General features: G+C 66.2%; 10 protein-coding genes. 3 read left to right on the top strand and 7 right to left on the bottom strand.

Annotated elements, in window-relative coordinates:
* Positions 1–25 precede the first annotated feature (25 nt).
* From E6C76_RS12775 to E6C76_RS12745, 7 genes are all read right to left on the bottom strand, one after another.
* Positions 26–823: a MipA/OmpV family protein gene (locus E6C76_RS12775; RefSeq protein WP_136348593.1), complete on the bottom strand. Its 798-nt coding sequence runs from the start codon at positions 821–823 to the stop codon at positions 26–28.
* 154 nt (positions 824–977) lie between these two features.
* The gene (locus E6C76_RS12770) at positions 978–4,097 is read right to left on the bottom strand and encodes an efflux RND transporter permease subunit (protein ID WP_136348592.1); all 3,120 of its coding nucleotides are present in this window, start codon (positions 4,095–4,097) and stop codon (positions 978–980) included.
* Positions 4,094–5,272, bottom strand: a complete 1,179-nt coding sequence (locus E6C76_RS12765) for an efflux RND transporter periplasmic adaptor subunit (protein ID WP_136348591.1) — start codon at positions 5,270–5,272, stop codon at positions 4,094–4,096. The genes E6C76_RS12770 and E6C76_RS12765 overlap by 4 nt, the downstream gene beginning before the upstream one ends.
* An 8-nt stretch (positions 5,273–5,280) precedes the next feature.
* On the bottom strand, positions 5,281–6,891 hold the full coding sequence (locus E6C76_RS12760) for an efflux transporter outer membrane subunit (protein ID WP_211090212.1): 1,611 nt from the start codon (positions 6,889–6,891) through the stop codon (positions 5,281–5,283).
* Between the two features lie 222 nt (positions 6,892–7,113).
* Positions 7,114–8,508: a sensor histidine kinase gene (locus E6C76_RS12755; RefSeq protein WP_122228644.1), complete on the bottom strand. Its 1,395-nt coding sequence runs from the start codon at positions 8,506–8,508 to the stop codon at positions 7,114–7,116.
* On the bottom strand, positions 8,505–9,170 hold the full coding sequence (locus tag E6C76_RS12750; RefSeq protein WP_136348590.1) for a response regulator transcription factor: 666 nt from the start codon (positions 9,168–9,170) through the stop codon (positions 8,505–8,507). The genes E6C76_RS12755 and E6C76_RS12750 overlap by 4 nt, the downstream gene beginning before the upstream one ends.
* Positions 9,171–9,420: 250 nt before the next feature.
* Positions 9,421–9,621 carry a tautomerase family protein gene (locus tag E6C76_RS12745; RefSeq protein ID WP_136348589.1) on the bottom strand — a complete coding sequence of 67 codons (201 nt, stop codon included), beginning with the start codon at positions 9,619–9,621 and terminating at the stop codon, positions 9,421–9,423.
* Positions 9,622–9,885: 264 nt separating this feature from the next.
* Here E6C76_RS12745 and E6C76_RS12740 point away from each other — a divergent pair, with 264 nt between their 5' ends.
* The 3 genes from E6C76_RS12740 to exbD all read left to right on the top strand — a co-directional run bounded on the left by E6C76_RS12740 (position 9,886) and on the right by exbD (position 12,260).
* Complete coding sequence (locus E6C76_RS12740) at positions 9,886–10,806, top strand: LysR family transcriptional regulator (protein ID WP_136348588.1); 921 nt, start codon at positions 9,886–9,888, stop codon at positions 10,804–10,806.
* Between the two features lie 262 nt (positions 10,807–11,068).
* Positions 11,069–11,848, top strand: coding sequence for a tonB-system energizer ExbB (gene exbB, locus E6C76_RS12735; protein WP_136348587.1), 780 nt, complete (start codon positions 11,069–11,071; stop codon positions 11,846–11,848).
* Positions 11,838–12,260, top strand: coding sequence for a TonB system transport protein ExbD (exbD, locus tag E6C76_RS12730; RefSeq protein ID WP_122228657.1), 423 nt, complete (start codon positions 11,838–11,840; stop codon positions 12,258–12,260). Before exbB ends, exbD begins: the two co-directional genes overlap by 11 nt.
* Positions 12,261–12,263 lie beyond the last annotated feature (3 nt).

Raw genomic sequence — 12,263 nt, 5'->3', positions numbered from 1 at the left:
CATGGCGGTGGGGTTGATGAGCGCGTCAGAAGCGGTAGGCGTAGCCGACTGCCAGCGTGGTTCCCGTGGTCTTGTCCACCAGCGGGCTGTCCTTGACGGAGCTGCCGAAGCGCGTGGCGCCGACGTCCACGAACATCGAATGGTGGCGCGACGGCGAGTAGTCCATGCGCAGGCCGAACTGCACGTTCGTGGTGGCCTTGCCCTCATAGAACGCCCGGTTGGCCAGGGCCTCGGATTGCTGCACGCCGTAGTAGTAGTTGACGTACTTGTCGTCGACCCACTCCGCGGCCAGGCGCGGGGTGAAGCCAAACCTGCCGGCCGCGAATCGACGGTCGATCTGCACCTTGGCGCGCGTGCCCTTGCTGTTGCCCATGGCATCGGCCAGCACTTCACCGCTGAGGTTCGCGAAACCCGTCTTCCAAGTCAGCGCGCCGCCGGCCCAGAGGCTGGAATCTCGCTCCTCCATGCCGGTGAGGACGGGAGAATCCTTGGCCTCGTAGCCATCGCCGGCCCAGCGGGCGCGCAGGCGCAAGGAGAAGTTCTCCGTCGAGTAGGCCTTGAAGTCGAACGTGGGCACGGTGGCGCTGATCCACTTGCTTTCGTAGGAGATCAAGGGGAGCGGAAGCACTTCGCGGTCGAAGTCGCGGTAGGGCTTGTCGAGCACGACGGCGCCGATGCCCAGGGCTTGCCAGCCATTGCCGTCCTTGGCTTGGCTTTCCTGCGCGAAGGCAGCCGGTACCCCTGCGGTGGCGAGCGCCAGGGTGGCGAGGAGGCTCAGCTTGGACGAGGCCAGCGGATGACGGGAGTTCTTGTGTTGAGACATGGGGTGGTCCTTTCTGTGATGCGTTAGGGGGAAAGTCTCATTGCTCTTTACTGTTGGCCGCAGGCATGAATGGGCGTGGGCTCATTCCATGTCAGGCGGCCTGCTGGTTACCGCGGCGGGTCCCTGTTCGCAGTCATGCGCTCACGAGGCAAGTTCATGGATGCCCTCCTTGGGGGAAGGAAGTGCCGGAGGGCGTCGATCCGTTTGCTGCTCCATCCGCCAGATCGCTGGGTGAGCGGGGGTTCGTGAATCGCCGTGCGAGCCATGTCTCGAAGTCGTGGACGTAGCTGAACACCGCCGGCACGATGACCAGGCTCAACAGCGTCGACGTGATCAGGCCGCCGATCACGGCGATCGCCATGGGCTGGCGGAAGCTGGCGTCCGCACCGAAGCCGAGCGCGATCGGCAACATGCCGGCGATCATCGCGACGGTGGTCATGACGATGGGACGGGCGCGCTTGTGGCAGGCGTCGAGCAGGGCATCGATCACCGAGAGTCCGTGCTCGGTACGCGCCAGCACCGCGTACTCGACCAGCAGGATCGAGTTCTTGGTGACGATGCCCATCAACATCACCAGGCCGATCATCGAAGGCACGTCGAGCTCGCTGCCCACCAGCAGCAGCGCAATGAAGGCACCGCCCAGGGACAGCGGGATCGCCGACAGGATCGTGATCGGCTGGAAGAAGTCCTTGAACAGCAGGATCAGCACGCAGAACATGCACAGGATGCCGGTCACGATCGCCAGCGCCAGGCCGGACGACAGCTCTGCGGCCACTTCGGCGTCGCCCGCCTGCATCAGCGAGACGCCCGGTGCCATGTTCTGTACCGAAGGCAGCGCATTGGCGATGGCCAGGGTTTCGCCCAGCGAGCGGGTGCCCAGGTCGGCGGTCACGGTGACGTAGCGCTGGCGGTCGTAGCGGTCGATCTGTGCCGGGCCGCTCTCCACGGCGAAGGCCGCCACGCTGGAGAGCGGGACCAGGCCATCGCGCGACGCCACGCGCAGGCCGGACAACGCGGCGATGTCCTGGCGCACGCTGTCGGGCACGCGCACCCGGATGCCGATCTGGCGGTTGTCCAGATTGAGCTTGGACAGCTGGGAGTCGAAGTCGCCGCTGGTGGCCGTACGCATCAGCTCGCCGATGGCGGCACTGCTCACGCCGTGTTCGGCTGCCCGGTTGAGATCCGGCCGTACCACGATCTCGGGGCGCTCCAGGCTGGCCGTGCTGCGCACACCGGACAGGCCGGCCGCCCGGAGTTCCCGGGTGAAAGCATCCACGGCGGTCCTGAGCGCGCCGGCGTTGTCGCTGGCGAGGATCATTTGCAGCTGCTCGCCAGAGCCGCCGCCGACGGTGAAGCGCGCACCGGGGATCTTCTCCAGCGCATCACGCACGGTCTGTTCGATCTCGGACTGGACGGCGCGCTCCTTGCGATCGGTCAGCACCAGCGTGAGCTCGCCCTTGCGCACGTCGCTCACCTGCGCATCGCTGCCGCTCTCGGCGGCCCCGACCGTGGTGAAGACGCTCCGCACGCCGGGCAACTGGCTCACCACCGCGCGTACCCGCTCGGCCGTGGCCACGGTGTCATTGAGGGCGCTGCCCGGTGCCAGCTCCAGCGTCACCGTGGTGAAGCCCCGATCCGACGGGGGTACCAGCCCCGTGGGGATGAAGGGCAGCAGCGCCATCGAGCCGACGAAGAAGGCCGCAGCCGCGGCCATGGTCTTGCCGCGATGGTGCAGACTCCAGTCCACCACCCGCAGGTAACGGCGCATCAAGGGGCCGTCCTGCTCGTTGGCCGCGTGCGTGCCGGGCTTGAGCAGCTTGGCGGCCATGATGGGGGTGATCAGGCGCGCCACCATCAGCGAGGCGAGCACGGCGATGACCGCGGTCCAGCCGAACTGCTTGAAGAACAGGCCGGGTACGCCGCCCATGAGCGTGGTGGGCACGAACACCACCACCAGTGTCGCCGTGGTGGCGATCACCGCCAGCGCGATCTCGTTGACCGCGTCAGCCGTGGCCTGCATGATCGGCTTGCCCATGCGCCGGTGGCGCTCGATGTTCTCGACTTCGACGATGGCGTCGTCCACCAGGATGCCGACGACCACCGCCAGCGCCAGCAGCGTGAGGGTGTTGAGCGAGTAGCCCAGCCACCACATCGCAGCGAAGGCGGGCAGGATCGACAGCGGCAGCGCCGAGGCGGCGACCAGCGTGGCGCGCCAGTCGCGCAGGAACAGCCAGACCACCAGTACGGCCAGGAGCGCGCCCTCGTAGAGCATCGCCATCGAACCCTGGAACTGTTCGAGCGTGTAGGCCACGCTGCCCGAGATCGGGGTGATCCGCAGGGACGTGTGCTCGGCCTGGAGCTGCTGGAGTGCCTCGGCCACCCCTTCGGCGATGCGGGTTTCGTCGAAGCCCTTGGTGCGCTGGATGCTGAAGCCGATGACGGGCTTGCCGTCCAGAAGCGCCGCCTGGTTGCGTTCGGCGGCGGTGTCATGCACCGAGGCGACCTGATCCAGGCGCACCTTGCTCCCGGTGGCGAGAATGACCGGCATGGCGCGCAGTTCGTCGGCCCGTCGCACCGTGGCCACGGTGCGCAGCGACTGCTCTTCGCCACCCAGTTGGCCGCGTCCGCCCGAGGAATCCTGCTGGGTGCGGCGCAACGCGCGCGAGACGTCGGCTGCGGTGACCCCCATTGCGTTCATCTGTGCCGGGTCGACGTCCACCCGGATCTCGCGTTGCACGCCGCCCAGCCGCTTCACCCCGCCCACGCCCGGCACGTTGAACAAGGTCTTGCTCAACGTGTCGTCCACGAACCAGGACAGCGCGACTTCGTCCATGGTCTCGGAACTGACCGAATAGGTCAGGATGGGGCTGCTGCTGACCGTCTGGGCACTGACGGCTGGCTGTAGCAGATCCGTCGGCAGGTCCGAACGCACCCGGTCGACGGCATCCTTGGTCTCGATCAGCGCATCGGACAGCGGCTTCTCCAGCGCGAATTCGGCCTGGATATGGACTTGGCCATCGGTGATCGTGGTCCGCGTGTGGCGCAGTCCGCTGAGCGTGGCGATGGAGTCCTCCACCTTGCGTGCCACCTCGGTTTCAAGCTGGGCCGGCGCAGCGCCGGGCTGGGACAGCGTCACGTTGACAGAGGGCAGGTCCATGTCCGGCAGGGCCTGGATCGGCAACTGCCGGAAGCCGTACAAGCCTGCCAGCGTCAGCAGCATGAACAGCAGGACGGCCGGGATGGGGTTGCGCAGGGACCAGGTGGCGAAGTTCATCGCTCCCCTCCCGCCGACGCGGAGGCCGATGCCTCGCTCGGATCCGGCTCGACCCGCACGGTGTCGCCATCGGCCAGCAGGCCGGCCCCCTGGGCAACGATGCGTTCACCGCCGGTAAGTGCGTCCAGGATCTCGACCTCGGTGCCTTGGCGACGGCCCACCGTCACCGACTGGGCCTGGACCTTGGATTCCTTTCCCGTGCTTTCCAGGCGAAAGACGATGCTGCGCCCGTCGCGCACCACCACGCTCGATGCCGGAACCACCCGGGCTGCGCTGGACGCGAGCGCGATGCGGCCATCGACGTACATGCCGCCGCGCGCCAGGCTTCCGGGCTCGATGTCCGCATACACCAGCCCCAGCCGCGAGCGCGTGTCCAGAAGCGGCGCGATCTGACGTACGCGGGCCTTGGCGGACTGACCCTCGGGCAGTTGCAGGGTGACGTCCTGGCCGACGGCGATGCCGGCGATCTGCGTAGCGGTGAATTCGCCGCGCCATTCCAGCCGCCCCTGGCGCACCAGGCGGAACAGCTCCTGGCCGTTGTTGGCGACCGCACCCAGCGTGGCGGTGCGGTCGCTGATCACGCCATCATCCGGCGCGACCACGTCGGCCTGGCGCAGTTGCAGCCGCTTGGCCTCCAGTTGGGCCTGCGCGGCCGCCACCTGGGCCTTGGCGGTGATGGCTTCGGTAACGTAGCGCTGCACCTCCTGCTCGCTGATGCCGCCGCTGCCCTGGAGCTGGAGCGCGCGCGCACGGTTGGCATCCGCCTGTGCCGCCACGCCTTGCGCTTGTGTGAGCGCAGCCAATAGCTGCGCCTCTTCGGCGCGCAGCGTGGACGTGTCGAAGCGAGCCAGGAGTTGGCCGCGCCGCACCACGTCACCGACCGCGACCTCGAGCCGGGCGATGCTCAGCCCGGAGGTCTGTGCGCCGATGATGGCTTCCTGCCAGGGAGCGACCACGCCGCTGGCCTCGATGGTTCTGGCCCACTGTGCTTCGCGCGGGACCGTGGCCGTCACCGACAGTGAAGCCAGGCTGTGCGCCGGGGCCGGCGGGGCGGCGCGCGACATGAAGCCCCAGGCGGCGGCACCGAGCACCAACAGGGCGGCGCCCGCCAGGACGAAGGTGATCCGGCGGCGCCGCAATGCCGCTGCGGACGCGGCGAGCTTCGGAGATGGCATGGACGTTGTCATGACAGCGCCCCACCAGGCGTGGCCGCGCTGGCGTGGCCGGAGGCGCGCACCAGGGCGATCCAGGCACGATTGCTGTCGTGTGCAGCGGCGATGGCGCTGTCTTGAGCGTCGGCCAGCTGGCGACGCGCATCTTCGACCTCGAACAAACTCACGGCACCGACGTTCCAGCGCGCCTGCGTCGCGTCCAGCACGCGCTGCGCGGCGGTGACGGCGTCCAGCGTGCTGCGCCGGCGCGCAGTGGCCGATTCGATGGCGGCCATGGCGTTCTCGACGTCCTGTGCAGCGGCGCGAACCGCCAGGCGCAGGTTGGCCTCGGCGGCGCGATGGCGGGCTTGGGCGGCCGAGACATTGGCGGCACCGCGGCCGCCGTCGAAGACAGGAGCGCCAAGCGTCGGGCCGAGAGACCAGACGGTCTCGCTCAGGGACTGGCCGGCGGCCCGTAACCACTGCCCGCTGAGCGCAGCCGCCAGATTGAGCCGGGGCAGGCGCTCGGCGCGCGCGACCGCGATCTCCGACCACGCCGCGGCCGCTTCGCGTTCGGCGGCGACGACGGCCGGGTGGGCTGCGAGGACCGTAGCCGGCAACGCCAGTTGCACGACTGGCGCAGACGGGATGGCCGTGACCCGCTGCGCCACGCTGACCGCCTGCGTGTCCACGGCCACCACCGCTTGTACAGTGCCGCGTGGCTGACCGGTGATGGCAACCAATGCGTTGATGTGGCGTGCGCAGGCTTCCTGGCGCGTGGCCAGCGTTGTGCGCGCGGTGGCCAGGCCGCTTTGCGCCCGAGCCTCTTCAATGGGGGCGACGAAGCCGGTTTCCAGCCGCCGGCGGGTCAGCGCCAGTGTGTTTTCGCGCGAGTCGATTTCCTCGTGCAACACGGCGATGGACAACTCGCAGGCGCGCAAGGCCAGCACCAAGTCGCCGATCTGTGAGGTCAGCGCCAGCCGGGCTGCCTTGGCGTCCGCATCGCGTGCCTGGATCCGCAGCGCGCCGGCCTCGACCGAGTTGCGCACCCGGCCGAAAAGATCGATCTCCCAGGACAGCTCGGGCCCGATGCCGTTCTGCGTACTCAGGATCGTGCCCGTGGGGCTGTCGGTCTCCAGGCTGCGGGCCCGCGTGGCATAGCCGTTGACAGCCACCGAGGGCATGCGCTGCGCCGAGGTGGCACCGAGCAAGGCACGCGCCTCGTCGACCTTGGCGATGGCTTGCGCGATGCTGGGGCTGTCGGCCAGTGCAGCGTCCACCAGAACATCGATCGCGGGGTCGTTGAGCTGGCGCCACCAGGACTCATCGCTGGGCGTGGCCAGCGCCGCCTCCGCAGCAGGCATGGTCCAGGACTCGGGCGCCTCCAGAGGCGTCGCCTGGTATGGCCCTTGGGTCGCGCACCCCGTCAGCATCGCCAGCAACAGCATGGCCAGACCACGCGACCCACCGCCCAGCAGCGCGTCGGCACCGAACAGGCCTGTCCGGCGGCCCAGATATTGCGACGCGGCGACCCCCAGGTCTCGGCGATACGAGTGGGGTGCGGACCCGGACTGCCAGCGCGGGGTACGCTGCAGGCAGGTCAGGGACGGTCGCGTACCCGGGCTTGGCTTGCAATCCAGCATGAATCGTTCCGATCTCGTGGCGCGTCGAGACGACGCGCCTGCAAGAGCGGATACTGCCCAAGCGGATTTAGGGGATTTTTAGAGTTATTAGGAATTTTTTAAGAAAAGGGCCGTTCAGCGAAAAAATGTGAACGACATGGACGTCGCGTGCCCGATATCACGCCACACCACGCAATTCCGCGGAAGGACGAAGCTCCGCCGGACGCCATAGCATCGGCTGGATCAGCCTGGGCTGCGTGGCTCGACGATGCCGGGGAAAATGACACGCACCATGAGCCCGCGGTCTTCCAGGCCGGTGCCGGTGTGGATGGTGGCGTTGTGGGACTCGGCAATGCCTGCGACCAGCGACAGGCCGATGCCGCTACCGCGCACGGGGGTGCCCGCGACCCGGTGGAAGCGCTCGAAGATGGCCTCGCGCTGTTCGGCCGGAACGCCCGGGCCATCATCCGCCACTTCCAGGTAGACCATGGGCTGCGTCGGTTCGCTCCCCTGTGGCGTCAGGTAGCCACAGCGCACGAGCACGTTGCCGCCCTCGCTGGTGTAGCGCATGGCGTTGTGCATGAGGTTGCGCAGCAGGATGCCGATCTCATCGATGTCGCAGGAGATTTTGCAGGCATGCACATCCAGGAAGAGCGAACGCTGGTTGAGGCTGGCATAGACCTCGAACTCCTGGGCAACGTGCTGCACCAGCTTGCTCAGATCGGCTGGTACGTGCTTGGGGGCCTTGGCGCCTGCATTGATGCTGGCCAGATCGAGCAACTGCTCGGACAGCCGCGTGCTGCGCTTGGCGACGACCAGCAGCTTCCTCAGGGCGGCATCTTTGTCTTGAGGATCGGTGGCTCGCAGTGCGATTTCGGCCTGGGCCTGCAAGGCCGACAACGGTGTGCGCAGCTCATGGGCGGCATCGCCAATGAAGCGGCGCTCGCCTTCGATGGCCTCGTCGAGTTGCTTGAGGACGTGGTTGAAAGAGTCGACCAATGGATGCAGCTCCCGCGGCAGCCGATCCAGTGGCAAGGCGGTGAAATCGAAGCGGCGGCGGTGGCGCATCGCCGCGCCGAGCGCGCGCACGGGTTTGAGGGCAGCCTGGCTGACGAACCACATGACAAGACCCGCGATGACGAGCAGGACCGTTGCCAGGGCCAGTGCATGGGCCGCCTCGTGGCGCATGTCCGCATCGACGATGCTCTGCAGATTGCCCACTTGGACGGTCACTCGCCCCGTGCTGTCGGTTGCGGAATAGACGCGCCATTTCTGATTCTCGACCTCGGTGGAGGCCGCACCATCGGAGAAGTCAGGCTGGAGCGGCGACGCAGGTGCCCCTGGCGTGCTGGCAACCATGCGGCTGCGGTCGATCCAGATCTGAAACACAAGAGGCTCATGTTTGGTGCCCGCGGCTGCGCCCAGCTTGAGTCCCGGGCCGGCTCCTCCGTCGAAATCGCTGTCGGCGGGGATCGTCACCAGGAGCTGGGTGGCCATCGCGCCGAGCTTTTCGTCCCAAGTGCTGGTGCGGTTGAGCGAGAGTTGCGTGAGCACGATCCCGAGCACCACCGTCCAGCACAGGGCGATGACTGCGACAATCACCAGGATGAGTTGCGCGTTGAAGGAGCGCGACTTCATGCGGTCGGCTGCCCGATGACATAGCCCAGCCCATGGACGGTCCGGATCAGATCGTCTCCGAGCTTGCGTCGCAACTGGTGGATGAACACCGCGATGGTATTGCTCTCGACATTGCTCGATGTGCCGTAGACGACATCGTGCAGATGGTCGCGTGTGACGACATGGCCGGGCCGCTCGACCAGGGCAAGCAGCGTACGGTACTCGTGGGCACTGAGGACGACTTCGGCGCCGGCCTTGGTGACGACGCGCTTGCTGCGATCGATGCGGATGTCCCCATAGGTGAACACCGGGACGACGCGTCCCTGGCTGCGGCGGATGACCGAACGCACGCGCGCCCAAAGTTCATCGAACTGGAACGGTTTGACCAGATAGTCGTCAGCGCCGGCATCCAGGCCGACGATGCGCTCGCTGAGCTGGCCGCGCGCGGTGAGGATCAGCACCGGCGTGGCGTCGTAACGCCCACGCATGGAACGCAACACGGACAGGCCGGAATCTCCCGGAAGACCGATGTCCAGTAGGACGGCGGCGTAGGCATGATCCACCAACGCGCTACGCGCTGCATTTGCATCGCCGACGTAGTCGATGTTCCATCCACTCTGGCGCGCACCATCGCAAATGGACTCGCCCAGCATCTGGTCATCTTCAACAAGGAGGAGGTTCATGTCATATCGATCCATGCCTGAGTAGCGTTTAGCGAATCATGCAGCAAGCTCGTTAATAAATTTTTAATGTGGTTCAGGAGTCGATGCCAATGTTTGGCGAAGCGACGGTCCGACCCGCTCCGGGGGTACAGCAGAGGCTCTTTGGCTCAGGCCGGCCCACCATCCCGGTGTTCTGCCTGGCGAATCGCCAGTAGCAGTTTGCCTTGACCTCTGCCGGTGGAACACCGGCGCGACGTTGGTGCAGGCGATGTCAGCCTTCTTCGGGGGTCTCTTGCCCATACAGTTTCCCTGCACCCGCCCAATCCGAAGGCGCCACGTCCTCGAAGATCACATAGATGTAGTTTGGATCCGTTCCGGTGTTCTTAACGATGCTCTCGGTGATCTCGGCGGCGACGGCTTGCTTTGCCTTGGCATCTTTTCCCTCGAACCAGCTGACTCGTACGACAGGCATGTTCAATTCCTCTTTCTTGGTGATGAGTGCTCAGACCCCTATGGTCTGGCTCGGTGCTTGATCGCTTTAACTGAGCGATCCCAACAGATGGTGCGCGGTCTCGGTGAGCGGCTACCGGGAGCCACGTTGAATGGCGCCAGGTAGGTCGCGCCGGGTCGTGGCACACCAATGACATCACCGCGAGCATATTTGTTTCCATAAAATCGATAAATACTGAGTTGATCTACAATTGGTGGATATTAAGTCCACAATTGGTGATCTCCCATGGCTGGGCAGCACACGATTCCGGAGTCACTTTCAGGCATCAGCGCCTTCGTTGCCGTGGTCCAGGCAGGCAGCTTTACCCTGGCAGCCGAACGCCTCGGAGTGACCAAGTCGGCAGTCGGAAAAAGTATCAACCGCCTTGAAGAGCGCTTGGGGGTGAAGCTCCTCCGACGCACGACGAGGCGTCTTCAACTGACATTCGACGGCGAGGCGTACTTTCAGGCTTGCGCCTCGGCCTTGGACAAGATCGCGGAGGCGGAGGCGCAGATAACCCCCTACGATCAGGTGCTGCGGGGCCGGGTGCACATCGATATGCCCATGGCATTCGGCAAGCGCGTGTTGCTGCCCCTGCTGCTGGAATTGGCGGCGCCGCACCCCGAACTGGCCCTGACGATGAGCTTCAACGATGCCACCGTCGATCTCATGCGCGACGAGGCGGATCTCGCGATTCGCTTCGGCCAGCTTCCGGACAGCAGTCATCTGGTCGCCCGCAAGCTGGCCAGCCAGGAGCGCCTGATCTGCGGCTCTCCCGGCTACCTGCAGGCGCACGGCGTGCCGATGAGCCTCTCCGATCTCAACGGCCATCGGTGCATCGTCGGAACGACCCACGGGCCGCCACAGCAATGGACTGTGCAGGAACGCGGGCACGTGATGCGCATCACGCCGCCCGCCACGCACCAGTTGAGTGATGGCGAGTCAATCGTGGAAACGGCCCTGGCCGGGTTCGGGCTATGCCAGATGCCCGTCTCATTGCTCAGGTCCCACATCGAGCAAGGACGGCTGGTGCCCGTCCTCCAGGCCCATTCGGGCGTCTTGGTCGACGTCCACATGCTGTGGGTGCGCCAGGCCACTCTTGCGCCGAGGATACGCTACGTGATCGATCAACTCATGGCGTACGCGGAACGGGGCGCACTGGGCTGAGTGATTTCACGGCGGCCCCTGACTTTGCCATTTCGGTTCCGGAGCAGTGCGGCTACACCTAGCGAGTGCAAGCGCTCTGCGGATCTCATCCATTGGTGAGATTTCGCCTGGGAGCCGGAATCTTCCCCAATCCATTGTCAATGCGGCGCCGTTCAAGCATTACGTACAAGAACAGGCCCCACATTGCGGCACGCGCCGGGCTCCGACCTCGGTGCGCTTGCGGGGAGCCGGATTGCGGGTAGACATCAGCCAGGAGCGAGCCTTGAAGCGTAGTCTTGTAGTAGCCCCACTGGTATTGGGTTGGGTGGCCCTGCCGGCCTCGGCAGCGGTCGGGCCGGGACTGGCGCATGACCTGACGGTCGCAGCGATGTTCCAGCAGGCGGACTGGGTGGTGAAGACAGTGATGGGGGTGCTCGTGCTGGCCTCGATCGCCACGCTGAGCATCTGGATCTTCAAGACCTGGGAGATCGTCAGCTATCGCCGCGGCATCGGCCGAGCATTGAAGTCCCTGGCCGGAGATGGCGAACTGGCCAGCTTCACGCAGCTTCCGGACCCGGCGGCCGCCGCGATGATCCAGGCCGCGATCAGCGAGTTGCAACGGTATCCGGTCGGTAGGCGGTATGGGTTCGCAGAAGGCATCAAGGAGCGCACGGCCGCCCGGATCCAGCGCGTGGAGGCCGGTCAGCAGCGCAGGCTGTCACGCGGCGCCAGCGTACTGGGCAGCATCGGCGCCGCGGCGCCGTTCATCGGGCTGTTTGGCACCGTGTGGGGCATCATGAACAGCTTCATCGGCATCGCTCACTCACAGACCACCAACCTCGCGGTGGTCGCGCCCGGCATCGCCGAGGCGCTACTGGCGACGGCCTTCGGCCTGGTGGCGGCGATCCCCGCGGTGCTGGTCTATAACGCGGTGACCCGCGCGATTGCGGGCTACCGCGTACGCATGAACGATGCCGCGACCCAGGTGATGTGCTTGCTGAGTCGCGAACTGGATGCCGAGCTGGAAGTGCGACGCAAGGCGGGGCCGCCCCATGTCGTTTAAGCTCGAATCTGGAGATGAGCACGAGGCCGGCCTGCACGAGATCAACGTCACGCCCTTCATCGACGTGATGCTGGTGCTGCTGATCATCTTCATGGTGGCCGCGCCGCTGGCCACGGTGAACGTGCCGCTAGACCTGCCGGTGTCCAGCGCCCAGGCGCAGCCGGAACCTCAGGAGCCGGTGGTGGTGAGCCTACAGGCAGACCTGCGGGTGTTCGTGGGCGAGACCGAGGTCGAGCGGGCTGCACTGGGCGGGGTACTGCATACCTTGCTCGGAGGTGATCGCGATGCGCGGGTGTTCCTGCGCGCCGACAAGACCGTCCCATATGGCGACTTGATGCGCTTGATGGATGCGCTGCGCGATCAGGGCTACCACAAAGTGGCCTTGGTCACGCTGGACCAGGTGGAGGGCTAGCCA

This window comes from Pseudothauera nasutitermitis, from assembly GCF_004801295.1.
GTDB classification, from domain to species: domain Bacteria; phylum Pseudomonadota; class Gammaproteobacteria; order Burkholderiales; family Rhodocyclaceae; genus Pseudothauera; species Pseudothauera nasutitermitis.
This window is presented reverse-complemented; position numbering and strand designations above follow the sequence as displayed.